Here is a 24307-nt window from a genome sequence, read left to right on the forward strand (position 1 = left end):
TTATTTTAAAATTCATCCCTAAAAGAAGAGGAGAACTTTCATTCTCCTCTAAAGTTTATTGATTAATTTTTAGTAACCTGGGTTTTGCGTAAGAACACCATTACTTTGATTTATCTCAACAAAAGGAATTGGGAATAATTCATTTTTACCTGGTGTAAATCCGTATGGTGCGAGAACAGTTGCTGCCTGTCCGGTTCTTACTAGATCAACAAAACGATCTCCTTCCATGGCCAACTCTACTCTACGTTCATGCCAGATTGCAGTTCTTAGTGCTGCCTGTGTAGATGCTGTAGTTCCTGCAAGCTGGGCTCTGGTTCTTACTTTATTAAGATTAGTAATAGCTGTTGCCGTATTTCCTAATTCATTAGCCGCTTCAGCATTAATTAATAAAATTTCAGCAAATCGCAGAATCCTTATATTCTGTACAGATCCAGCATCACATGCTGAATTTTGCTGACTTTGAGGAACGTAAGCTTTTTGATTATAGGTATTTACAGAAGATGGGTTTGCGTTAATAAGATCTCCTTCAGGGGTAGTTTCTCCATTTCTAAGAATTGTTAATTCTTTACGGATATCACCAGGTTCAAAAGCACTTTCCAATGCTGCTGACGGTGTAAAGAATCCCCAACCGAATTGATCCTTTGCACCCTGTACTTGGGAATATTGACTCCCTTTATACTGTCCTGTGCAGGCACAATCAACCTCAAAAACAGATTCAGGGCCAAATTCTCCCGCAACTCTGAATAAATGATTAAAATTAGGATCTAACGAATATCCCATTGCAATAACCTGATTCGAAGTATCATAGGCTTTTTGCCAATCTTTTTTGTATAGATATACTTTAGAAAGCATTCCAAGAGCAGCTCCTTTCGTTGCTCTACCTAAATCAGATGCTCCATATGACTGTGGTAAAACAGCTGCAGCAGCTGTTAAATCAGAAATTATAAAATCATAAACTTCATCTACGCTATTTCTAGGAACATTATAATTTTCCTGAAGCCCATCGAAGATGGGAACCCCACCATACAGTCTTACTAAATTAAAATAAAAATAAGCTCTTAAAAATTTTGCTTCAGCTAAAAGTCTATCTTTTAAAGCTGTATTCATTTCAATAGCCGGAACCTTTGAAATTACTTGGTTAGAACGTGCTATAGCTTGCCATTGTCCTGCCCAATATCCTTTAACACCATCATCACTCGATGTATAACTAAATTGATCATAAGCATTTATAAAAGATGCATCACCCGGTGTTGAGCCTTTTACTACATCATCAGCTGGTACACCAAAAAGATATTGGTATGGAAAGGCAGAGTTTTCCCAGCTTCTCAAGAAATTATAAATGGCATTCGTAGCTTGTATAGCATCACTTTCTGTCTTGAAAAAATCGGAAGCATCTGTTCTTCCTTCAACAGGAATATCTAAATAATCATTACAGCTTACAACTGCAGAAAGCATGAATATGGAAAATATTATTTTTTTCATAATAAAATTAAATTAAAAAGTTGCATTTACTCCAACTGTATAAATTGCAGATATTGGATAAATATTGTTATCTATACCCATTTGTACTCTATCTGAATTCAAGATTTCTGGTGAAAAACCGTTGTATTTAAAGCTTGTCCATGGATTTTGAGCACTTACATAAAAACGTAATTTTTGAATTTTATTACCTAAGACATTTTTTGGAAGGTTATATCCAACCTGAATATTTCTGATTCTAAAGAAACTTCCATCTTCAACATAAAAACTACTAGGTAAGATGATCTGTTGGTCATTTGTTGTCATAGCATATGAGTTTGATGTTCCTTCACCTTGCCATCTGTTATTATAGAAATCTAAATCCCAACTTTCATTTCCAAATCTCTGCTCTCTATTGAAGTTATAGATTTCATTACCAAATACGCCTTGGAAATCCATCGCAAAATCAAAGTCATAGATATTTACATTAAACCCGAAACCATAGGTCGCTTTCGGAACCGGGCTTCCTAAGAATGTCTTATCTCTTGCATCAATAACACCATTTCCATCCCTATCTTCAAACATAAATCCTCCTACTGTTTTCTTCACAGATGAATAAGTTGGAGCAGCATCAACCTCATTTTGATTTTGGAAAACTCCGATCACATTATATCCATAATATGATCCTACAGCCTGGCCTTCCTGAAGTCTGATAATTGAATTCCCAAATAATCCTACACCTGGTTCATTATAAGAATCTGCATATACACTCGTAATTTTATTTTTTAGAGTTGTAATGTTACCAAAAACACTGAACTTAATATTGTCATTTATCTTTGCATCATAGCTTACCGATGCTTCGAAACCTCTGTTATTGAAAGAATATGCATTGGTTACATAGCTATTCCAGTTGCTTGCGCCTGATGTTGTTGGTTGGTTAATACCATATACTACATCTTTAGAATCTTTATCAAAATAAGTAGCTTCAATTTTCAATTTATTATTAAGCAACGCCATTTCAATACCCAAATCACGTCCTATCGTTGTCTCCCAAGTAATTGTAGGATCTACAATTTTAGTAACTGTCTGTGCCGGATTTCCAACTCCTCCAAAATAGGCTCCTGTATCAAGAACAGTAGTCAGGTTATCATATTCTCTAGGAACATCTGGATTCCCAAGCTTACCCCAACTTGCTCTTAATTTTAATAAATTAAAGACATTCTGATTGCTCATAAATCCTTCTTTGGATATAACCCAACCTACACTTATCGCAGGGAATATTTTATATCTGTCGTCCGAAGAAAAACCAGTTGCTCCATCTCTACGCACTGATGCATTTAAGAGATATTTTCCTGCATAGTCATAATTTAATCTTGCAAATTGAGATTCTATTCTTTTTTTATAAGGTACAACATTTCTAGCTCCAGTGTCCGACGTAGTTCCATAAATTTCATTTCCGCTAAAAATGTCTAAACTACTATCTTTTCCATTAAAGACAATATCCCTCGCTTCCCAATACTGTTCTCTGTAATAATTTTGAGTACGGGAAAAACCTGCTAACAACTCAATGTTATGCTGACCTAATTTTTTCTTCCAAGATAAAGTATTATCCCATACATAATCTCTATTTCTAGAATCTCTGGTTATTAACAGGGTTCTATTAGGTTGAGGAATATAAGTTGCTGTAGGCGTAAATTCAAATTTACTTGTATTTGTATTATCAGAAGTATAGCTTACTCTTAGTGTAAAATCTTTAAAGAATTTGTATTCTGCCCAAATATTATTCAACATACGTTGCTGCTTCGTTTTTGAACGGAATAAATCAAGCATTGCTCGCGGGTTGGTAAGGCTTACTAAAGTAATATAATCATAATTATTTGTAGAAGGGCTTATCGGATAAAAAACCGGCGGTGCATTATAAGCTGTTAACAGAGGATTATTAGCATTATTATTGTGAATATCTGCCCAACTAAAACTATCACCAATAGTCAAGTTATCAGTAATTTTATAAGAAAGATTAATCCTTGTATTGAGTCTTCCGAAATCATTTCCAGAATTAAACCCTCTACCTGCTTCCAAAGTTCCTTCATCTTTTAAATAACCTAAGCTTAGAAAGTAATTTAATTTACCCGTACTCCCCGAAGCAGAGATATCAGATGAGCTGATGATTCCAGTTGTTAAAATCTCATTAAACCAGTTTGTGTCTGCTGGAAATTGGGATCTTGATATAAATTTTGTGGGATCGGTTATTCCTTCGTTACGAAGCTTTTCATTATATAATTCAATATACTGATCAGCATTAACCATTTTAGGAACATTTGTTACTTTTTTTACACCAATATAAGAATTGAAATTAAAAGTAGTTTTTTTTCCTCTACCTGTCTTGGTCTTGATTATAACCGCGCCATTGGAGGCCTGGGCTCCAAAAATTGCTAAACTCGATGGATCTTTCAAGATACTCATTGATTCAATATCCTGAGGATTCAAAAATGAAATATCAGTAGTAATCATCCCATCAACAATAAATACTGTTTTTCCACTAATTGAACCAACACCCCTAATATCAACTCTTGGAGATCCTCCCGGAGCACCGGAATTCTGAATCTGCACCCCAGCAACTTTACCCTGAACTGAACTTATTGGATTAGAGTTGGGTCTATCTGCTATATCTTTAGCACTAACTGTAGCAATACTCCCCGTCACATTCTCTTTCTTCTGCGACCCATAACCGATCATTACTACTTCCTCAATTTTCTGCTCTTTTGGAACAGTATCATTTGGTGTAGTCTGCGCATTGACATTCATACCGAAGTATAAAACAGCAATGAGACATGAATACTTTAAATCACTTTGTTTCATATAGTTTACATTTTATTCGTACAATCAATCTTGAAAATAAGGTGTATTACCTTTTTGGATGCTATTTTATGTTGAAATGCTATTTCTCAAAAAAAGACATTAGTCCAAAATTATAAAATTATATGTAATATAGTTAATATTTCCTAAAAATTCTATAAAAACATCTACCATTAAGTAAAAAATCAACAAAAACAAGGATTTAACAATACTTTTCTAATATTAACTGTATTTTAAATAAAAGACCATAATCAACAGATCAGCCGTTTTACTTTAAAATTCTCCAAAAACGTGTTAACCTTTAATATTTTGTTAAACTAATTATTGTAACTAAATTTGGTTCACTATTTGAAAGTATATAAAGTTCAATCAATATCAATGAAAAAATACATCATCGCTGCAGCCTTACTTATCGGGACAGGCGCGGTTATTAATACCGCCGTGCAGTCTTGCACTACATTGGCGACCTCGGATTTGGGATTATCAATCATCAAAAGACTTCTTCTAAACGGAATCGACAAAGGAGTGAATATTTACAGCAACAGAGAGGCTTTCCTGCAAAATAATATGGTAGATAAGGCACTACCGAAAGAGCTTCGGGACATTAATTCGATGCTGGAAAAAGTTGCCCCGTCTTTGGTAGCAAAAGAAAGAGCATATATTGCTGATGCGGCCGTTTATACCGTAAATATCTCAAAACCGATTTTGGTAAACGCTGTTAATAGCCTAAGTGCTCAGGATGTTACAAGAATTATCCAAGGCGAGAAAGGTATGGCTACGCAGATTTTGAAAGAAAAAACATCCCAACAACTAGTGGCTGCCATTGCTCCAAAAGTAGATGAGCAACTGAATCAATACGGGATTGTGAAAAGCATCAACACCGCTTTATCAGGAAGCAATCTATTGGGAAGCCTTCTTGGAGGAAATAAAACAACAGTGAACTCCGGCGGTTTAAGCCAATTGGCATCCGAACAGCTTGTCAACGGGATGTTTAATATTATCGAAGATTACGAAATCCAGAATTCCAAGTCACTTCTTGGACCACTTGGAAAATAGAAAAATTTTCGCTATATTTATATATATAATTAATATTTGTAGATGGATATATTACAAGGAAATCAACATGCGAGCCCTGAAGATTTTTACAATTCTTTGAGGGAAAAATTGGAAGATCACCACGATTTTCCGGAAGATTATTTATTTAAATTTATCATTCCAACAGATCAGTCGAAACTTACCGAAATTTACAGGGTTTTCGATGGTATAAAATTTACATTAGGAAACCGCGAAAGTAAAAACGGAAAATATACGGCCTGCAATATCAACGCATTTGTTTTGGATGCCAACCAGGTTGTTTATATTTATAAAGAAGTCGCAAAAATAGAAGGTGTCATTCTATTGTAACAAAAAAAGTCAGCTTTACCGCTGACTTTTCTAGTTTAAAATTTTAATATCGTTTATTATTTTTCAATAAAATACTTCACGTTCTCAATAGGTCTTCCCAACATCGCCACCGAACCTTTGATCAGAATTGGCCTCTGTATCAGGGACGGATTTTCAGACAAGACCTTTATCCATTCTTCTTCGGATAAATTTTTGTTAGCAAAGTTTTCAAGATATAATTTTTCTGTTTTTCTGATCATATGAAAAACACTTTGATTCAATTTTTTCAGAACAGTTTTAATTTCCAAAACACTTAGCGGATCCTCCACAATGTTGATGATCTCAAACGGTACTCCGTTTTCGTCCAAATACTCCAAAACCGCATTCGATTTTGAGCAATTCCCATTATGTAAAACCTTAACCAACATTGTAATTATATTTAAAAAATTAAACTTGCTCTTAACAAAGTTAGAAAGAATTCAAGTTACAAAAAACTTAATTTATGATAAAACTTTGTTAAAACAAACCATTCAGCTCGGCCTCTATTTTTTCTAAAATAAACCCGAAATCTTCCGGCTTTTCCACAAAATCCAAGTCATCAACTTCAATGATCAACAGTTTTCCTTCCGTATAGCTGGAAATCCATTTTTCATATTTCTGATTAAGTTTTGAAAGATATTCAATACTGATTGATGCCTCATACTCTCTTCCTCTTTTGTAAATTTTTTTCACCAGATTAGGAACATCAGATTTTAGATAAATCAATAAATCGGGTGCAGAAACAAAGGATTTCATCAAACTGAAAACAGCTTCATAATTAGTAAAATCCCTGTCGGAAAGAAGCCCCATGTCATTCAGGTTTTCCGCAAAAATATGGGCATCTTCATAGATCGTACGATCCTGGATGATATTTTTTCCGCTTTCCCTGATCTCTTTTACCTGCCGAAATCTGCTTCCCAAAAAGTAAATCTGCAAAGCAAAGCTCCACTTACTCATATCAGCGTAAAAATCCTCCAGATAAGGATTGTGGTCTACATCTTCAAACTGGGCATCCCAACCGTAATGTTTTGCAAGCATCGTCGTCAGGGTAGTTTTCCCGGCTCCGATATTTCCTGTAACTGCAATATGCATATTATATTCCTTACTGTATTATTGATTTTGATAAACACCAACTAAACACCGGCAGCCTGAACTTCGGAAGTATCCTCAACCAGCTTCTGCAAAGAACTTTCCGCAGGATTTTTATCTTCTATTTCCTGAGTTTTTTTCTCCAGCTTACCTTCCGGAGTGTCCGGTTCTGCACGCTTTTCCTCTGATTTTTTTACGTCTCGTTCCGTGTCTTTTTGTTTAGGGTCGGGTTCCTCCGTTTGCTGTTTAGTTTCTCTACTTTTTTCGAGGCTGTAAAGATAGAGGTTGTTCGCTTTGATTTCAAAATAAGAAAGGGTATTTTTATCCACAATTTGTGCATTGGGATCTTCAAAAATTTTCACCATTTCTTTTTCCGGAACATATCTTAAAATAGAATTGTCGGTTATTACCAAAATAAATTCATTCTCTCTTCTAAAACGCTTGCCATTTTCAACCTGTGCTTCAAAGACTTTTTCAAATTTAAATGTGTAAACCAAGATACGTTTTCTCGTTAAAACATAAATTTTATTTTCATACACCAAAAGATCCATTAAATCATCAAAACTGGCATCAAAAGGATAAGAATTGATAGTTGTTTCATTCCTGAAATTATACTGAATCAGGCGTTTTGTACTTTCATCCAACAGCCATAATTGCTGCAGATCTTCGGCATAAGCCATTTTAATAAAACCAAATTTTTGCTTAAAATCAACCTTCTGAATTTCATTTAAATTCTGATCAACAAATTTCATTTCCTGCGCATTTTCCGAAAATAAAGGAACACTTAAAGGATTTTGCACAGACTGGATTTTATACGGAACGGTCAGCATCATTTTCCCGATCTGTTTTCCCAACGAATCATACTTTGTTAAACTGAAATTCTTATTGGTGTAGATGTACAAATTTCCGTAATCGTCGGCAAGCATATCCTTGGCTTCCTTCAACTTTAAAGTGTCTAAAGGAAGGATTTTCTGCGCCGAAACCGAACAGAAAATCAATGCAAATATGAAATATAATATTCTCAAATTATTTTACCAAGAAGCGCTCCAAAAGGAACGCTCCAATTTACTATTTTATTTTTTCAAAAGATTTGCAATTAATTTTAATTTATTTAATTGCTACTTCATAAATTTTTGACCAGTTTTTCCCTGTCACCAGCATATTTTCACCTTTAAAAGCAATTCCGTTCAAAACATCATCACTTCCTTTTGTATTCTGCTTTGCAATGTCAGTGAAATCAAATGTTCCCACAACCTCTCCGTTGGCAGGATTTATTTTTAAAATAATTGGTTTTTGCCAAACATTAGCGTAGATAAAGCCGTTATGAAATTCAAGCTCGTTCAGTTGATCGTATGCCTGAGAACTTCCTGCTACAGCAATATATCTTACCATTTTCGAAGGATTATTAACATCCAGGAAATACAGCAATTTACTTCCATCTGATGCGATAAGGTTTTTACCGTCATAAGTCAGTCCCCAACCTTCTCCCAAAACATTTGGATAAGCAAATTCAGATAATAATTTCAACGAATTTTTATCATAAATATATCCTTTTTTACTTTGCCATGTTAACTGGTAAACTTTATCACCCACAATTGCGCTTCCTTCGGAAAAATCTTCCTGAGCCTGTTTTGTAGAAGCCAAAGGCGTTGTTGTTCCCAACGTATATTTCAGAATCTGAGAAGAGCCATTTTGCCCGTCACTTTCATAAATTGTATTGCCTTCAATCTGGAATCCCTGCACGAAATTTCTAGGATCATGGGGATATTCTGCTACGACTTGGTAAGAAATATTTTTTTCGGGATTTTTTGCAAAAACGTTGATGGTTGCATCCTGAGTAAGCGTTTCGCCATCCTTTGTTTTGATATTAAAAGTAACCGCATTGTCACCTAACGTGAAGAATTTAGGATCAATCGTCAAGTCTGAAGTTTCCTTGTCTCCAAAGCTGATAGAGATACTTGCCGCATCATCGGTAACTTCTTTTGGCAACGTCAATTTATCCCCGAAATGATACCCCTTCTGCTCCATCGAATTGTTATAGTCTGCCAAAGAATCCAAAACTTTTTTGTCATCTTTACATGACGCCAACAACAAAATTGCTGCAAATCCAGCTATAATATTTTTTTTCATTGAATTTCTAAATTTCCCCAAAATTAGCAAAATTTATTCCGCTTTGCTAATTTCGTTACTATGTTGACTAAATTGTAATATTTACATCTTTAAAAACGAGGAACAATACATTTTTAGCCATTATTTATTTTTTAAATTTAATTTAAGTTATTTGCTTTCTATATATTGTTTCAAACTTTGACCGATAATTCCGTTCCAGCCTTCCGTGAAGGCTTCTCGTGAAAAATTTTCACCTAAATCTTTAAAATTATCAATATTATCATGAGTTAATTTCACTAAAGTTTGTTCACCTTCAGATTGGAGTTCCCACGATACTGTTGTTTTTTCATTTGAGAATTCAGGATAAGTCCAGGAATGTTTAAGCTTCTGATTAGGAATAATTTCTAAAACTTCTGCCTGATGGTGAAATTGTTTCTCATCTCCGGGTTCATAAAAATTAAATATTTTTCCAACTTCCAATTCAAAATCTGAAATATCGAAATACCATAACTTCATTTCGTTTTTGTCGGTTAATGCTTTCCAGACCTGTTCTATCGGTGCATTTACTTTGTATTCTACGATGATTGGGTTGCTCATATTTTTATTTTTAATTGGTTTTAACGAAAATATTTAGCCGTAAAGTCACAAACGATTTAATGGACTTTTGTGGTAAAAACTATATCTATGCGTGCGAGAAACCTGTGATTTTTGCTTCATCAAAGTCCAGCTGCATTTCGATCGTTCTCATCACATGATCGTCGAAAATTTTCTCTCGTTTCATGCGGTGCAGCTCATTTCTTTGGGCCTGGATAATCTGCCTCATCACATCTTTATTTTCATTCATTGCCGTTACATAATCGCCTGTAGAAGCCATACATTGTGCCTTATCAGCCATCATCATCATTTCATTTTCCAGCTTATGTTTCTGATGTTGAACAAGACTGTTTTTTTCTGCTAAATCTGAAAAATCAGTTTCTAACTTCTGTAAGGCTGTTTCTTTTAATTTTCTCATTAAAATTACTTCCTGTTTTTCTTCTGGAAGCTCACTTCCTGCATCATTTATTTTTAAAAACTTTAAAATTGGTGTTAATAATAAACCCTGACCAACCAAAGTGATTAATATGATAACGAAAGTTACGAATAAAATGATATTTCGGTGGGGAAATGCTTCGCCGTTTGGTAAAAAAGCAGGAATTGACAACGCTGCAGCCAAGGAAACTACCCCTCTCATTGCTGCAAAACTAATAATGAATGGTTCCCGCCAATCCGGTTTTGGAACTTTCATTCTTAATTCTTTGGAGCAGATTCTAGGGAAATAGAGCAAGGCATAGCTATACAGAATTCTTGTCCCAATAATGGCACCTCCAATTACGATACTGTAAAAAATACCTTCGGAAATGGTATAGTCTTTCATTGCTGCAACAACAATCGGTAATTCTAATCCTATTAAAATGAAAATAATTGTATTCATTAAAAAAATCAAGACACTCCAGACGTTTCCGGATTGAATTCTTGAAGTATGGCTTAAATAGCAATGTGAATTATAAGACATCAGCAAACCTCCCGCAACCACCGCCAATACACCGGAAAAGTGAAAATGTTCCGCTCCGACATACATGATGTAAGGAACGATAAGCGTGATAATTGTGTCAATATTTGAATTGGACGGGATGATCCTCAATAAAGCTCCAAACAAAAGTCCTGTTGCAATTCCTACCGCAATTCCTCCCACGGCCATTGAGAAAAAGTCTTTCACCGCTTCCCCAAAAATGAATTGTCCGGAAATCACCGCGGCTAAGGCAAATTTAAATACAATTAAACTCGATGCATCATTAATCAGGCTTTCTCCTTCCAGAATGGTTGTGATTTTTTTAGGAATTTTCATGTGCTTCAATACTGAAGTTGCCGCAACGGCATCCGGCGGAGAGTTGACTCCACCCAGCAAGAATCCCATTGCAACCGTTAACCCCGGAATAATGGATGAAGACAGATAAGCTACGACAATTGAAGTTAAAAAAACCAATCCGAAAGCCATCGAAAAGATCTGCTTTCTCCATTTATGAAAATCCTGCCATGAAGTGAACCAGGCTGCTTCAAATAAAATCGGGGGAAGAAAGATCAGAAAAACAAGGTCCGGCTCTATTTCAATATGTGGCATTCCGGGGATCAAACTTATTAAAAGCCCTGCAATCACCAGGAAAATGGGATATGCAACTTTTAACTTTTGCCCTATCATTACCAATATCATCACAGACAATAACACCGCGATTGATATTATGACATAATTGTGAATCATTTATTTATAATTTTATTAAAGTTAAATATTTAAAGAAAATTTTTTACTTTTAATTTATTCTTAAAGAACAATATTATTTTTTGCGGTAATTGCCGGCGGAAGATCAGCTTCATCCAGCATATCTCGCATATCAATTTCAATAGTTCGGCTGATTTGTGTGATCGGAACATCATTCGGGCTGCCTTCAAAAGGGTTTACAGAGGCCTCCCCTACGCTATCCAAGGTATAAAAGCACCAGGTCACCAGCAAAGAAAACGGAATATTGAACCATAAAGAAATACCTTCTACAATAGTTCCCTCTCCTAATTTGTCAAATTCTTTTAATAAACCAAAAGGCACAAAAAAGATGAATAATAACAACAGATAAGTCGTAATTGAAGAAAAATTTCTTGGATAAGGAAAGTTTTTAATTCTTTCGGCTTTTCCCTGATTATCTGTAAATTTTACTAACTGCTGGTTGATCTGCGTCCACTGAAAATCATTGATTTCTCCATTACCGTAAAGTTCAGACAAGACTTTGCTTTGGCTGGCCATTAATTGAGTCGCCCTATTTTTTTTGCTTAAAATGTATTGACGCTCTGTTTCAGGAAGATAATTTTTCAATTCATCTTCAAGCTTTGAAAGTTTTTCCGGAATATCATATTTTCTCGCATACTCATCAAACTGAGCTGTGGTCATATTTTCCCAGGCTCTTGGCTCACGAAGCTGAAAACGAAGCGCCGTCAGCCAGGCGTAATGTCTTAGAAACATTTCTTTTACCTTTTCAGGATTTTTTGCAGAAATCGAATCCCTGAGAATATACCCGAAACTCCGGCTGTCATTAATAATTGCTCCATAAATCTGTCTCGCTTCCCAAAGTCTGCTGTAGCTCGCATTATTTTTGAATCCGACAATGAAAGCAACTGCCGTTCCCATGATCGCAATCGGCTGCCACGGAAAGGAAAGAAACTGCCATCCACAATAGTATAAAATCGTGGGAATTGCTGATAAAACCGCCAGACAGTAGATACTTCTCCTTGTCCAGATTATGAATTCTACTGCTCCAAATTTTTTCCCTGAGTGCATGTGTGTGAAGTTTTTAGTTATTTTGTTACTAGTTTATTTTAAAGCAAATTATTTAACCACCCCGTCAAAATTTTTCAAATTTGCCGCCTCTCCAGGGGGAGAGTAATTTTTCTAATTCTTAGTAAACGGAATATTGTTATAAAAACCGATTTGAATTTGTCCCCGGTTTTTATTTTCCTGAATCTGGTTCATATAACCCGCTTCGATTCTCATGTTTTTATTGATAACATATCCCAGAGCTCCATAGACCCTGTTTCTATCAAAAACCGGACTGTCAAAATGAAGAAAGATCTCGTTATAAACAGAACCGTAAAAAGTCTTTGGAAGCATTTCTTTGTTATTAATCGGAATATTAAATCCTAATAAATAACGAAACCTCATCCTGAAATCATCTTCCAAAAAGCGTTCTTCCAATCTGTAACGATGCTGAATATTAAAACGTCCGAATTTTTGTTTTGTGATATACTGCTGGAAAATCCTGTGTTCTATATTTTCAGTTTTTTCGCCATTTACATAAGGTTTGCTTAAAATAAATCCGTATCCCAATAAGATATTGTTATTATTTTCCGTTAAATCATATCCAACCCCCGTACGAATCAAAAGCTGCTCAAGATCTCCGCCTGCATCAAAATTCCTGTACTGTATCTCATTGTGCCAGTTGAGTTTCTTACTGATTTTATTGTTCCCAAAGTACATATACCAGGCTCCAAGGTCACTTTTCTGGGCATACGATAATGTTGTCCCCAACGTGAAAATACTTAAAGCCAGCGTTTTTAGAATTTTCATTTTTAAAGTAAATTTATTATTAAAATCTATCAAATATTTAAATTCAATATTAATTATCAATAATAAGGAAAATTATTTTTTTATGAAAATTTTTATACGCTTTAGGCAATAGGCAGTAAGCTTTAAACTAAATCTTAAACTTAGCCTAAACCTTAAATTTAATAACAAAAAACCGACAGAAAATCTGCCGGCCTGTTTTAAATTATATTCAAAAATTTTGATTACGGATGCTGTTGCATTTTTGCAGGATCGTCGTAGTTTACCATCCAGTTGATCCCGAATTTGTCTGTAAACATTCCGAAGTAAGCGCCCCAAAAAGTGTCTACCATAGGCATTGTTACCATTCCTCCGGCAGAAAGTCCGTTGAATAACTTATCTGCTTCTTCTTTGGATTCTGCATTTATAGAAACTGAAAAATTGTTTCCCTGCTTATAACTTGAGGCCCATTCTCCACCGGTATCACTTCCCATCAAAATTGTTTCTTTAGAAATAGGAAGAGAAACGTGCATAATTTTATTTTTGTCTTCTTCAGGAGTTTCTTTACCTTCCATGGGAGGCATTTCCCCGAAAGTTCCGATATAAGGATATTCACCCCCGAAAACCGATTTATAAAAATCAAATGCTTCTCTGCAATTTCCGTTGAATGTCAAATAAACGTTTACTAATGCCATAATTGTATTTTTTTAGTTTTAATTTTAGGTTTAGGTTAAGTCTAAGGTTTAGACTTACTGCTTAGTCTTTGACTTACTGCCTTATTGCTTTTCTGATAAATTTTTCAGTCTTGTCAGACCTTCCTGATAATCTTTTCCAATAGCCTCTTCCAGATTCATGAATAATTTCATTACCGTAAAAGGATAAGGAATCGTTGAAGTGAATCCCCAGGTTGCTTTGCTGCCTTTCCCTTCCGGAACTACGGTTACATAAGCATTGGCTTCACTTTTGTAAGGTGTAAGAAAAACAATTTCCGTATCAATTCTTTTATTGGTCTGGTCTACTTTTTTCACTTCCTGGCAGCCTTTTCCCGCTTCTTCTTTTTTACTTTCCCAACAAACTTTTTCTCCGGTTTGTCCGGTGGTTCCAGTCCAGTCTTTTTTCATATTCGGGTCAAGATCATTCCAGGGGCTCCATTGATCCATCGCTTTTAAAGTATTGGTATTTTGCCATACTTTTTCCACGGGAGCATTGATAGAAATTGATTTTTCATATTTGCAATCTCCTGAAACAAAGAAGGCTACAACAAGCCAAAAGATTAAGATTGATGCTAAAACAATGATTGTCCACTTTAAAATTTTCATAATTGTTATTTTAAAATTATCTGTGCTGATCGATAAGAATCATATTGCCGTCCGGATCTTTAAGGTAAATATGTTCCGGGCCGGAAGTGGTTTCATCAGCTTCTTTTTCCAACGCAATGCCTTGCTCTTTCAAATGTTTCTGAATATCACGAACATCTTCAAAAGAATCAAGGTTTTGAGCATTCTGATCCCATCCCGGATTGAAAGTAAGCATATTCCCATCAAACATCGCCTGAAAAAGACCGATAATATGATCTCCATTTTTCATGATAAGATAATTATGCTCCATATTTCCTCCCATCGTGCTGAACCCTAATTTTTCATAAAAATCCTTTGATTTCTGAAGGTCCTTTACACTTAAACTGATTGAAAATGCACCTAATTTCATACTCTTGTCTTATTTAATGCCAGTTTATATCCTACCCAAACTAATCCCCAAACCGCGATTCCCAGTACCCAGAACCAGATAGGTGTTGGTAAAACAACCATATTGTAAATTGTTGCCGCTAAAAATAAAGCGCCACAAATAACAGCAGATCTGCTTTTGCCGTCGTTTGCAATTTTGGTTGAGATAAAACCTGCAACCAAAGCCCCAACAGCATAAGCCAGAATTACAAAAAGCAAAGCCATAAAAGGGGCCGTTGCCACATATTCTTTGAAAGCTTCCACATCATCAGGTTTTATGCCTGCCGGAAGCGGGTACAGTTTATGACCAAGCCATTCTACGGCACCCACGCAGATGGAGCCGGCGACAAGACCACCGACAACAGCCGAGATTCTCCTTATCATGTTATTAATTTTTAATACGGGTCTTAAAATCTAAAGTTCCATCATAGCTTTTCCAATTACCAATGAACTCAATAGATTGGGCATCAATTTTTTCGGTGTCTTTGTTCCATTTGAAGGTATAGACAAATTTGCCTTTAAAAATCCCGGAATGTTTTCCTTTGTTTTCTTCAGCCAATTCATATTCCCCGAAAACACTACTTTTTTTCTTGCCGTCTTTGTATTTGGTAATAGTTAATTTCCCTTCAAATTTGGTGTAATTTTTATCTACAAGCGTATATCCCGAAACAAAATACTCCTGATCATTTTTTTTATTCTGCTCTGAAATATTGATTTTAAGTTTAATTTCCTGGTTTCTGCTTCCAATTGTTCCGATGTACGGCTTGCTGTTATTTAGCCAGACCGTTGAAATATTGGGCATTTGCGCGAAAGCAAAATTTGACAGGAAAATGAGGAACAACAAAATTTTATTCATATTTGTTTTATTTTTAATGTAAAAGTTTTTTAAACTCCAAATTGTGCCAGATGATGGTTTAAGTGTTTTGCAAACATATTATTCCATTCCTGAGCTTTAAGTTTCCCGAAAGAAAAAGATTCTTTACCATCAAAAGCAGAAGCTCCCAATTGTTGTGTTTTCTGAATAAATCCAATAAGTCTTTTCCTTTCTTCTTCGAAATCTTTTCTGTCTGCGACAATAAACTGAGGTGCAGTAGGACCATTCTGTGGATAAGCTTTGTCCCCAACTACTTTGGATTTCACAAATGTTTTTAAAATAAATTTTGCGATTGCACCCGGTTTTTTATGTTTTTCCGGCTCATAAACCATCTCATAAGATACATTGCAGTGCGCCAACATCTGATCAACCGTCATTTTGCCCCATAATCCCTGAGTTTCCGGTGTCAGGTTATTTATCCTATCAATGTAATTCTGAGCATCTTTAGCGTCGAAAACGTTTTCCATAGTTTATTTAATTGTTAAAAAACAAATATATTAGTTTTTTTTAATGATTTCCTATCATTTGTTAAAAAGAATTTAATTAACTAAATATCAATTTATTATGGATTTAATTATTGCTGTTGCGATGGTGAATTGTGTAATGATTGTTTTTAAGATTGTGAATTGGAAATTTATTTTTCATTGATTGTCTCTATTAGAAACGATTATAATAAAACCAACTAGAATTCGTTTAAAACAAAACTTAGACCTTGAAAAATCAACTTTTTTTTTTATTAATTTGCCTATTTGCTTTTTCAAAAGCTCAAAAAACGGAAGTTTGTAAATGTGATCTTTTGAAAAAATCTAACGACAGTATCAAAGATTCTTATTCAAAATATAGATTTAAACCTATTTCAAAGAGAGCTGCAACAAAACCTCCATTTGATTTTATTTCTATTAAATATTTAAAAAAATATGCAGACTCAAAAAACATTGTTGATGCTTTAGAAATTAAAGTAGAGAGTTTTTTTAAAAGTAACAAAATTGAAGATGATTATAAGCAATATAAAGCGAAAGATTCAATCAAAAAAATTGAATTTTTAAAAACAATTGGTAATATCCCTGAGCCGCTAATTATTAAATCAGGAAAGCTTGATCATTCTATTGCTGTTCTTTATCAAACAGAAGATTATTATAAAAGCAAATATTATATAGCCATTTCAAATGATGAAGGTAAAACATGGAAAAACTTTTATACCGGTCTCATTAAAAATTTTAATTATGTTTTTAAAAATAATTCTCAATTCCCTTTATGGAAAGATAAATATCATATTCAGATAGAGGCAGATATTGTTCGAATGGCAGAACCTATGAACTTTCCAGGTCCACAAGAAAAATATGAAACTGTAAAAAACAATGCTCTCATAAGTATCAATTTGAATGAAATCATAAAGGATTCTGACAAGGACGGCTTTAATGATTTGGAAGAAAATCTGGAACTTTTTACAAATCCCCTATCGTATGATACGGACAATGATGGAATTTATGATTATGAAGATAAAAATCCTAAATATAAAGAAGCTAACAATGACTTCACAAGACTTTTACAAGGAATTTTATATGGAGATTATCCTGTAACTGAAGGTTCAGATATTAGAGAATCTGAATTCATTATAAACTTCAAAACGTTTGAAAAAGACTTTAAAAATCCTTCGTTATATTTTTTTGAAAAAGAAAAAAAATTTTCAGATTCATTTGATTTTAGAGTAATGATTACCGACAATGGATATCTTAAACAAATCACTCCTGTCGGTAATAAAATTATAGTTCTTACTTCACAAGAATTTGCAGCTTATATGAAGATTAATTTTATGAATAGATATATGCCCCACTATAGTAAACTATTCAAATGTCAGGATAAAGAAGATTCTTATTTGTTTATTGTTGATAATATCTGGATGGGTTATACTTATCTGATTAAGCGCATCCCGGATGGATGGCTGATAAAAACCGTGTCTTCCTGGCAATCTTAAAACAAAAACTCCCCACAAGCCGTGAGGAGTTTTTCATTATAATAAATTAAATTTTATTCCGAAATCTGAACATTCGTTCCTTTCGTGTGGGCGTTCATCTGCGGTGCGTAATAGTTCTGCATCGTGGTGATACCGTTTGAGAATTTTCCGGATGCGTTGGTCACATAATCATATTCAAATACATATTTTCCTTTTGGCATGTACTGGATATAGAAATTGGTAGACGCATCTTTTGTGGATTGATAATATCCTAAATTATTTTTCCACTGATAACCGGAAAGCACATCCACAGGCTCGAATCCGGCGGCTCTCATGTCTTTGATGTGGATAAATTCCATTGCTCTGTCGGTGTTCAGGATCATTCTTACGGTTACTTTATCTCCAACTTTTAATGGCGTTTCAGGTGATATTTTTTGTAATTCTTCACCGTTCACCGTTTTGATCTTTTTGTACAATTCTTTGGTGATGGATATGTAATTTTCGGAAGATTTTATTTTATCAAGATCTTCATAATATTGCCAGAATAAGCCACCCTGAATCACTCCCGGACCTGGTTTTGTAACAGTAACCGTCGAAAGATTTTTATCCAAAATATCGGTTTTTACGGTAGATTTTACATAACCTGTTGCCTGAGTCTGTGGCTGCAGTTCTTTCCCGCCCCAGATAATCGTTGCTTTGTCACTTTCAGTGCTTGTCCATGATTTTCCTGAGTTTAGGATCGTGAAAATCACTTCCGCCGTTCCTCTTGAACTTCCCCATGAATTGACTTCTTTTTGTGTTATCAGCCAGATTTTCATGTCTTCAAGGAATTTCTGATCGTTTGGTTTTAATATGTTGAAAGCTTCCAAAGCTCCCGCTTGATTCACGACTTTCGAACTGAACCAACCCCAGTCATTAAGGTTCTGCTTCCAATAAACGCCTTGGGTTTTTGTGTCTGTTGAAGTTTCTTTTAAGTAATTCATTAATTTATCGGAAACATCTTTCAAACCATAATTGCTCATCAATAAAGCTGCACGATGTAATCCGAAGAATGTGAAATCGGTAAGTTTTGCCGTTTTTGCTTTTTGTTTTACCAAACTTTTCAACGTTGCACCTTTTCCTTTTAACGGATATTCTTTTTCCCAGTAATTTCGGGTGTCAAGATAATCCAGCGCCCAGTTGGTCCAGACATTTTCTTTTTTTACATCATAATATTTGTCGATTTCATTGTCAACATACTGAATTAGTTTTTTCACCAATTCTTTTTGCACTGAACTTTGATAATCATTTACATTACCCTTCAACCAGGAATTGATTTTTCCTAAATTTTTAAGAATGTATAAAGATGTGCCGTAAGAGCTTGGATAGCCGGAATACCACGAGAATCCACCGTCCGGATTTTGCAGTTTTTTGAAATCATCCCAATCCTGGTTAATGGAATTTTTCATTGTATTGGCGTCAAATAGCAGTGCTAGTTTTGCCATTTGCTCTTCTTCATTTTTACTTTCCAGAACCCACGGTGTTTCTTCCAACAACAATTGTTTTAGTTCTTGGTTTTTCTCAAGATTTGAAGTTAATAATCCTTTGCTTTGATATTCTTCAAAGACAGTTTTCATTTTCGGATTAGCTTTAAAAATTTCGGAAGCTAAAACATCGGCAAACCATTTATTAAAGATCACATCGGCAGAATTGTTCTGATCATTTTTAAGGCTTGGAAGCGCAAACATGATCTCCCAAATCGGGTTGGTTGTCAATTCTAAAGTATTGGAAACATTAGAAACTGTTGTTGAATTGGTATTTTTAAGATTATCTAAAACAAAAGTTTTTGTTTCACCTTCTTTTACAAAAACAGGAACCGCATCCGTCACTAACATTCTGTTCGGAAGCACTGCAACCGCCTGCTGCTCACCATCCGAATAGTTTCCGGCCTTGGCAACAACTTTTAAAATTATGGATGAAACATTATCAGGAACCTTTATTTTCCATGTTAATGCAGAGTTTCCGTTTTCATTCAAATTAAAATTCTGAGTGCTTGAGCTTAAGCCAAATTTTGAAGAAATATCCTCATTGGTAAAAGCATCCAATATCTGTAAACTTGCCGAACCGTTTAGTTTTTTATCCGTTAAATTTGATAGTTTCGATTGAAGATTCAGCTCATCGCCTTCTCTTAAAAATCTCGGATAATTCGGTGTTACGGAAAATTCTTTCTGCGTTACCACTTCTTTTTCCAATGTAGCTGCTCTTGCGTCTTTTGTGTGAGCAAGGAACATTAATTTCCATTTTGTCAAAGCTTCCGGAGAAGTGAATTCGAAGTTTACGTTTCCTTCTGCATCAGTTTTTAAGTCCGGATAAAAGAATGCGGTTTCGTTGAGGTTCTGACGGACAAGGACTTTTTCTAGAGATTTATCTTTCTCTTCATCTACATCAACCCTATTTGCTGCTGTTACTGCTGATACTTTTTTTGTTTTATACCCAACCATTACAACTTCTTCTACAGCCTGATCAGCCATAGCCATAGGTGCAGGAGCAGCGTTCTCAGTACGTACACCACGGATTTTGATTCCTGCTGCAGCCCCTTGTAATACGATTAGTCCATTTTCATCAAACCAGTTAAAATTCGGAACTTCAACATAATTTCCATTAGAATATTTTATTCTTTTCTGGTAATATTTAGATAAAAGATTCTGTCTCACATCATAAGAAGTTACCAATGAATATGGAACATATAAGTTTTGCCAACTAAAACTGTTCACCGCAAACTGGTTCAGAGACATGTCATACATATTCGCTAAAACCTCCGCATTTACCTTCTCTTTTTCACCTCCTAAAACCTTTACAGACCATTTTTCTTTCGAATTAGGCTCAAGCTTATCCCTGAAAGTAATGGTTTCAATTTTTAAAGGCTGTTCTGTATTTTTAATTTTTAAATTAACGGTTTTGGTCTGGATATCATTATAGGCAACCAATTGGAACTGAACATTTAAAGTTGTGACAGCTTTTTCCTTCGGAATATCAACACTGTATTCCAAAACTCCATTTTTAAACTTATGAACTTCTGAAACCGTTTTTCCCGAACCGTCTTGAACGAAAACATTCACCAACGCATCAGGAATTGCGGAATAAACATATATTTTCGCTTTTTCACCTCTTGAAAATTCATTTTTAGGCTCCAAAACCGTAAGGAAAGTTTTCTGATCCGGCTGTAATGATTTTTTATCCCAAACACTGAAATTCTGGGTAGTTTTTATAGTGTCTTTTCCTTCAATATTATACAATTCGAGCTGGTAATCACCTGCTGACAACTTACCTAAGTCCAAACTCTCAGACTGCTCTGTTTTTGATGAAATTACTGTAGATTTCCAGTTTTTGATCTCATCATTTTTGTCATAAAAATCATGCGGGAATTTATTGATAAACTCTTCTTTTGAAAATTTCGACAAATCCTGAATTACCGTTTTGAAGTTATTCCTGAAAATCCTGTTCGGCGCTTCCAGTTTTGAAAGTTTTGCCTGATAGGATTTCTTAAGATTCTGTTCGTTATAATTTTTAGTTTCAACCTTTAATTTTATATTTTCATCGGAAAAAACATTGTTGATTTCATCAGCTTTTATGTAATGAGTTACAGAAGCCACTTTCAACTGAGTTTGCGCTGATTGGGTTTCGCCGTTGATGTCTGTAACGGAAGCATTAATCTCATAATTATCAATCTGGATTCCTTCCAGTTTCTCATCTTTTTTAAGATCTAAACGGATCACAAATTCTCCTTTTTCATTTGTCTGAGCTTCCCCTAAAATAGAATTTTCATTATCATCCTGCTGCGGATACCACCAGAAATATTTCCATCTGATATTATGTTTTTTAATTTCATAATTCACTTTGGTATTGCTCAGTGCAACGCCGGAAAACATGGTAGCTTTTCCTTTCAGCTCAATGGTTTGACCATATTTATATTCATCTTTTACAGGCTCAAAAGTGACCTCAAATTTTGGTCTTTTATATTCTTCTACCCTGATATCTTTATAGCCTTGAGTATCGCCATCCGTATTAAAATAAAAAACACCGTTCAACTTTCCTTTTGGAAGGATAAAACTCCCGTGATAAGAACCAAATTCATTGGTTGTAAAGCTTTGAGACGAAACTTCCTGCCCGTTTGTATCCGTCAAAGTAATTTTTTGTTTTAAGCCTGAGGCTACGGATTCTACATCTTTGTTGATTCTTGTATTGATTACTTTGAAATAAACCGTTTGTCCGGGACGATAAATGGCTCTGTCTGTAAAGATTTGAGCTTTGGTTCGTGTTTCTTTGTTCGGGTTGTATTCAGCATCATAATTCTCACCGTAAACCTGCATGATTTGGAAGTCATGGGTTTTAGGCTGTTGAATTAAATAAGTCCTGTAATATTCTTTAGTTGATGTTGATGGAAATTTAAAAACTCCTTTTTCATCTGTTTTTCCTTCTGTTTTGTTGAGCGTATTGTTTTGTACAAATTCATAAAACACAAGATTTTCATTAGCAACAGGTTTTCCATTTTCATTATTCACCAGTTTCAATTCATTTTGTGAATAATCTCTGTCAACTTTTGATTTATAGATAATTTTATTGTTTGAAACAAAGAAATAAAAGTTCTGATATTTATCGTTATCACCTTCATTCGTGAGGTATTCAACAACATAAATTCCGGACGGAAGTGGCTTTATTTCCAATGAAGTTCTGTGTATCTGATAATCTCGCGGATCCGAAAGCTGATAGGTTTCCTTTCTTACCAAATTCTTTTTCATTTTACCGAACATATCAGCGTAAGAATTCCTGGAATATTGCAAAAATGATTTATAATCTTCTTTTACTTCATAAATATTCAAAGTAAACTCCGAAAGATTTTTGTATTGTGCACTAAAGTGGATAGGCAGATTATTCTGAGTCTGTTGTTCGTAAGTGATATTTAAAGAAGACATTTTAATCTGCTCTTCTTTGTTTTTAATATTCTCAATAAAAGAAGATTTTGGGTATTGATTTTTTGCCTGGCCGGCGATTTCCAATGCTTCTTTTTCCTTTTTCTTGGCGATAAGTTCATCCATCATTTCAGACATGATCAATACTTTGTAATCGCCTTCCGTATTAGATTTTAAAAGATTTTCAAGCTGCTCCAGCTTATCTTTGCATTGATTAAAATCACAGTTTTCCTGAAGTTTTTCATGTTGAAAATATAATTTGGAATTACCATTATTTTGAGCAATCAAGTCATCAAAAATACTGTTAATCTGTTTTCTGTTTTCTGTTAATTCATTTTTTGTAAAAAGCCCGTTATTTGATAAAAAATCAACTTTTTTAAGGGCATACCAATCTGCCAGCGTAGGAAAATAACTAATATCCTTTATATTGGTAAAAAGTTCCTTGTATTTGATTAAAGAAACTTTTCCCATTTCAGTTTTTTGCTGATCCAGCTCTTGAAAATTTTTCGCTAAATAATTTTTGAAATCCAGCTTGCTCCAGGTCTCAATCTGCAAAACATCCTGAGAATTCAGATTTGTCCTCCCGTTGATTTTCCATGAATTCTGGTTGTAATAATCTATAAAAAAATTATTTACCAAAACCTTATATACAATTTTTTCTTCACCTTTCAATTGCTTTTCCTTATCCTGCAGTTTACTGAAAAACAGCGATACAGGATTGTTTTTTTCATCATCTCTAGTCCGGTTCACAATGGTGAATTCTGCTTTCAGAGACCTGATAAGCTGCAACGTATTATTTTCTTTCATCGCTTGTTGTTGTATATCTAAAATGATTGGAAGATTAGATTTATAAGCACCTTTCTGAGTATTTTCGACTACTTTTTTCCATTGTTCATCATAATATTTCTGAGCCCAAACAGCCGAAAAATTAAGCAACAGAAGCAAAAGCACAAAAATCTTGGAAAATCTTTTCATATGTGTTATTTTTGATAAATGAATTCATTAAAAATACTGAAAAAATCCGTTATTGACAGTCAACTTTACGTATCTTTAATGGGGACTCTGTTTGCAGTATTTTTCATGGAGGAGCAAAATACGTTCCGTTATCCCACAGTTCTGCTTATTTTCATAACTTATTTTAGTGGTTACCTATATACGAAATATCAACACACCCGGCATTTCTTTAAAATTTTAATCTTAAATGTAGTTGCAGGTGTAATTTGTGCATTTTTAATAATTCACAATCATAATGGTATACGATTGATAAAATGGTTTATTATTGTAGTGTTGGGATTACTTTACAACAGTTTTTTTCTTGATGTTTATATACGGAAGATTCCTTTACTGAAAGTATTTTACGTCGGTTTGGTTTGGGCCTTGGTCAATTGCTGGCTTACCTTACCTGAATTTAATTTTCCTATATTTTTGATAAGCTTTTTTTTCATAACAGCCTTGGTATTACCTTTCGATATTCGTGATATGAAAAGCGATACGGTGAAAACTTTTCCAAAATTAATTGGCGTTCAGAATACAAAATATATTGCTTATACGCTTATTTTTGTGAGTAATATTCTATCTATTCTTTATTTGGGTTTAAATTATTCTATTTCGTTTTTTATTTCAAGTATTATTACAAATATTTTGATTTATTTTTCTGAAAACGAAAGAAATGATGCATATTTTTCATTTGGCGTAGAAACCTGTTCTGCACTTCCTTTTTTATTTTTATTAATAATAAAGTATTTTTGA

At 34.4% G+C, this 24307-nt stretch carries 21 protein-coding genes; 4 read left to right on the plus strand and 17 right to left on the minus strand.

Annotation, left to right across the window (positions count from 1 at the left end; genetic code table 11):
* Nucleotides 1-69 precede the first annotated feature (69 nt).
* Nucleotides 70-1482 (minus strand): RagB/SusD family nutrient uptake outer membrane protein, encoded by a 1413-nt coding sequence (locus tag ATE47_RS09265; RefSeq protein WP_082632553.1) that lies wholly within the window; start codon nucleotides 1480-1482, stop codon nucleotides 70-72.
* 12 nt (nucleotides 1483-1494) lie between these two features.
* Nucleotides 1495-4317 carry a SusC/RagA family TonB-linked outer membrane protein gene (locus ATE47_RS09270; RefSeq protein ID WP_062161701.1) on the minus strand — a complete coding sequence of 941 codons (2823 nt, stop codon included), beginning with the start codon at nucleotides 4315-4317 and terminating at the stop codon, nucleotides 1495-1497.
* A 375-nt stretch (nucleotides 4318-4692) separates the two neighbouring features.
* Between ATE47_RS09270 and ATE47_RS09275 the strand changes: the two genes are divergently transcribed.
* Nucleotides 4693-5370, plus strand: a complete 678-nt coding sequence (locus tag ATE47_RS09275) for a DUF4197 family protein (RefSeq protein WP_062161702.1) — start codon at nucleotides 4693-4695, stop codon at nucleotides 5368-5370.
* Between the two features lie 42 nt (nucleotides 5371-5412).
* Complete coding sequence (locus ATE47_RS09280) at nucleotides 5413-5718, plus strand: DUF493 family protein (RefSeq protein ID WP_062161703.1); 306 nt, start codon at nucleotides 5413-5415, stop codon at nucleotides 5716-5718.
* A gap of 56 nt (nucleotides 5719-5774) precedes the next feature.
* Here the strand turns inward: ATE47_RS09280 and ATE47_RS09285 are convergent, their stop codons facing one another.
* The 14 genes from ATE47_RS09285 to ATE47_RS09350 form a co-directional block, all read right to left on the minus strand.
* The gene (locus ATE47_RS09285; RefSeq protein ID WP_062161704.1) at nucleotides 5775-6125 is read right to left on the minus strand and encodes an ArsC/Spx/MgsR family protein; all 351 of its coding nucleotides are present in this window, start codon (nucleotides 6123-6125) and stop codon (nucleotides 5775-5777) included.
* An 88-nt stretch (nucleotides 6126-6213) separates the two neighbouring features.
* Complete coding sequence (locus ATE47_RS09290) at nucleotides 6214-6828, minus strand: deoxynucleoside kinase (RefSeq protein WP_062161705.1); 615 nt, start codon at nucleotides 6826-6828, stop codon at nucleotides 6214-6216.
* Nucleotides 6829-6869: 41 nt separating this feature from the next.
* Nucleotides 6870-7850, minus strand: coding sequence for a hypothetical protein (locus ATE47_RS09295; protein ID WP_062161706.1), 981 nt, complete (start codon nucleotides 7848-7850; stop codon nucleotides 6870-6872).
* An 82-nt stretch (nucleotides 7851-7932) separates the two neighbouring features.
* A complete protein-coding gene (locus tag ATE47_RS09300; RefSeq protein ID WP_062161707.1) occupies nucleotides 7933-8955 on the minus strand; it encodes a glutaminyl-peptide cyclotransferase in 1023 nt (340 codons plus the stop codon).
* A gap of 147 nt (nucleotides 8956-9102) precedes the next feature.
* Nucleotides 9103-9531, minus strand: coding sequence for an SRPBCC family protein (locus ATE47_RS09305; RefSeq protein ID WP_062161708.1), 429 nt, complete (start codon nucleotides 9529-9531; stop codon nucleotides 9103-9105).
* A gap of 85 nt (nucleotides 9532-9616) precedes the next feature.
* Entirely contained in the window at nucleotides 9617-11230 is a 1614-nt protein-coding gene (locus ATE47_RS09310) for a Na+/H+ antiporter (RefSeq protein WP_062161709.1), read from the minus strand.
* Between the two features lie 60 nt (nucleotides 11231-11290).
* The gene (locus ATE47_RS09315) at nucleotides 11291-12295 is read right to left on the minus strand and encodes a bestrophin family protein (RefSeq protein WP_062161710.1); all 1005 of its coding nucleotides are present in this window, start codon (nucleotides 12293-12295) and stop codon (nucleotides 11291-11293) included.
* A 111-nt stretch (nucleotides 12296-12406) separates the two neighbouring features.
* Complete coding sequence (locus tag ATE47_RS09320) at nucleotides 12407-13081, minus strand: DUF2490 domain-containing protein (protein WP_062163504.1); 675 nt, start codon at nucleotides 13079-13081, stop codon at nucleotides 12407-12409.
* 221 nt (nucleotides 13082-13302) lie between these two features.
* Complete coding sequence (locus ATE47_RS09325) at nucleotides 13303-13752, minus strand: VOC family protein (protein ID WP_062161711.1); 450 nt, start codon at nucleotides 13750-13752, stop codon at nucleotides 13303-13305.
* Between the two features lie 81 nt (nucleotides 13753-13833).
* Nucleotides 13834-14376: an SRPBCC family protein gene (locus ATE47_RS09330; protein ID WP_062161712.1), complete on the minus strand. Its 543-nt coding sequence runs from the start codon at nucleotides 14374-14376 to the stop codon at nucleotides 13834-13836.
* Between the two features lie 16 nt (nucleotides 14377-14392).
* A complete protein-coding gene (locus tag ATE47_RS09335; protein WP_062161713.1) occupies nucleotides 14393-14764 on the minus strand; it encodes a VOC family protein in 372 nt (123 codons plus the stop codon).
* Nucleotides 14761-15165: a hypothetical protein gene (locus tag ATE47_RS09340; RefSeq protein ID WP_062161714.1), complete on the minus strand. Its 405-nt coding sequence runs from the start codon at nucleotides 15163-15165 to the stop codon at nucleotides 14761-14763. Before ATE47_RS09340 ends, ATE47_RS09335 begins: the two co-directional genes overlap by 4 nt.
* Nucleotides 15166-15169: 4 nt before the next feature.
* Nucleotides 15170-15637, minus strand: coding sequence for a hypothetical protein (locus tag ATE47_RS09345; protein ID WP_062161715.1), 468 nt, complete (start codon nucleotides 15635-15637; stop codon nucleotides 15170-15172).
* A 29-nt stretch (nucleotides 15638-15666) separates the two neighbouring features.
* Complete coding sequence (locus tag ATE47_RS09350) at nucleotides 15667-16122, minus strand: DinB family protein (protein ID WP_062161716.1); 456 nt, start codon at nucleotides 16120-16122, stop codon at nucleotides 15667-15669.
* A gap of 329 nt (nucleotides 16123-16451) precedes the next feature.
* Between ATE47_RS09350 and ATE47_RS09355 the strand changes: the two genes are divergently transcribed.
* Nucleotides 16452-17630 carry a hypothetical protein gene (locus tag ATE47_RS09355; RefSeq protein ID WP_150114808.1) on the plus strand — a complete coding sequence of 393 codons (1179 nt, stop codon included), beginning with the start codon at nucleotides 16452-16454 and terminating at the stop codon, nucleotides 17628-17630.
* A gap of 53 nt (nucleotides 17631-17683) precedes the next feature.
* Here ATE47_RS09355 and ATE47_RS09360 read toward each other — a convergent pair whose 3' ends face one another.
* Nucleotides 17684-23533, minus strand: coding sequence for an alpha-2-macroglobulin family protein (locus ATE47_RS09360; protein WP_062161718.1), 5850 nt, complete (start codon nucleotides 23531-23533; stop codon nucleotides 17684-17686).
* 18 nt (nucleotides 23534-23551) lie between these two features.
* On the opposite strand from ATE47_RS09360, the gene ATE47_RS09365 reads away from it, so the two are divergent.
* Nucleotides 23552-24307, plus strand: a complete 756-nt coding sequence (locus ATE47_RS09365; RefSeq protein WP_062161719.1) for a hypothetical protein — start codon at nucleotides 23552-23554, stop codon at nucleotides 24305-24307.

The sequence above is a fragment of the Chryseobacterium sp. IHB B 17019 genome (assembly GCF_001456155.1).
In the GTDB taxonomy this organism is placed as follows: domain Bacteria; phylum Bacteroidota; class Bacteroidia; order Flavobacteriales; family Weeksellaceae; genus Chryseobacterium.

What these genes read in the sequence shown, in the direction of transcription:
- ATE47_RS09280 (WP_062161703.1), top strand. Translation starts at nt 5,413, where the DNA reads ATGGATATATTACAAGGAAATCAACATGCGAGCCCTGAAGATTTTTAC.
- ATE47_RS09365 (WP_062161719.1), top strand. Translation starts at nt 23,552, where the DNA reads ATGAATTCATTAAAAATACTGAAAAAATCCGTTATTGACAGTCAACTT.
- ATE47_RS09330 (WP_062161712.1), bottom strand. Translation starts at nt 14,376, where the DNA reads ATGAAAATTTTAAAGTGGACAATCATTGTTTTAGCATCAATCTTAATC.
- ATE47_RS09305 (WP_062161708.1), bottom strand. Translation starts at nt 9,531, where the DNA reads ATGAGCAACCCAATCATCGTAGAATACAAAGTAAATGCACCGATAGAA.
- ATE47_RS09300 (WP_062161707.1), bottom strand. Translation starts at nt 8,955, where the DNA reads ATGAAAAAAAATATTATAGCTGGATTTGCAGCAATTTTGTTGTTGGCG.
- ATE47_RS09345 (WP_062161715.1), bottom strand. Translation starts at nt 15,637, where the DNA reads ATGAATAAAATTTTGTTGTTCCTCATTTTCCTGTCAAATTTTGCTTTC.
- ATE47_RS09360 (WP_062161718.1), bottom strand. Translation starts at nt 23,533, where the DNA reads ATGAAAAGATTTTCCAAGATTTTTGTGCTTTTGCTTCTGTTGCTTAAT.
- ATE47_RS09315 (WP_062161710.1), bottom strand. Translation starts at nt 12,295, where the DNA reads ATGCACTCAGGGAAAAAATTTGGAGCAGTAGAATTCATAATCTGGACA.
- ATE47_RS09325 (WP_062161711.1), bottom strand. Translation starts at nt 13,752, where the DNA reads ATGGCATTAGTAAACGTTTATTTGACATTCAACGGAAATTGCAGAGAA.
- ATE47_RS09320 (WP_062163504.1), bottom strand. Translation starts at nt 13,081, where the DNA reads ATGAAAATTCTAAAAACGCTGGCTTTAAGTATTTTCACGTTGGGGACA.
- ATE47_RS09265 (WP_082632553.1), bottom strand. Translation starts at nt 1,482, where the DNA reads ATGAAAAAAATAATATTTTCCATATTCATGCTTTCTGCAGTTGTAAGC.
- ATE47_RS09275 (WP_062161702.1), top strand. Translation starts at nt 4,693, where the DNA reads ATGAAAAAATACATCATCGCTGCAGCCTTACTTATCGGGACAGGCGCG.
- ATE47_RS09340 (WP_062161714.1), bottom strand. Translation starts at nt 15,165, where the DNA reads ATGATAAGGAGAATCTCGGCTGTTGTCGGTGGTCTTGTCGCCGGCTCC.
- ATE47_RS09290 (WP_062161705.1), bottom strand. Translation starts at nt 6,828, where the DNA reads ATGCATATTGCAGTTACAGGAAATATCGGAGCCGGGAAAACTACCCTG.
- ATE47_RS09310 (WP_062161709.1), bottom strand. Translation starts at nt 11,230, where the DNA reads ATGATTCACAATTATGTCATAATATCAATCGCGGTGTTATTGTCTGTG.
- ATE47_RS09350 (WP_062161716.1), bottom strand. Translation starts at nt 16,122, where the DNA reads ATGGAAAACGTTTTCGACGCTAAAGATGCTCAGAATTACATTGATAGG.
- ATE47_RS09335 (WP_062161713.1), bottom strand. Translation starts at nt 14,764, where the DNA reads ATGAAATTAGGTGCATTTTCAATCAGTTTAAGTGTAAAGGACCTTCAG.
- ATE47_RS09285 (WP_062161704.1), bottom strand. Translation starts at nt 6,125, where the DNA reads ATGTTGGTTAAGGTTTTACATAATGGGAATTGCTCAAAATCGAATGCG.
- ATE47_RS09270 (WP_062161701.1), bottom strand. Translation starts at nt 4,317, where the DNA reads ATGAAACAAAGTGATTTAAAGTATTCATGTCTCATTGCTGTTTTATAC.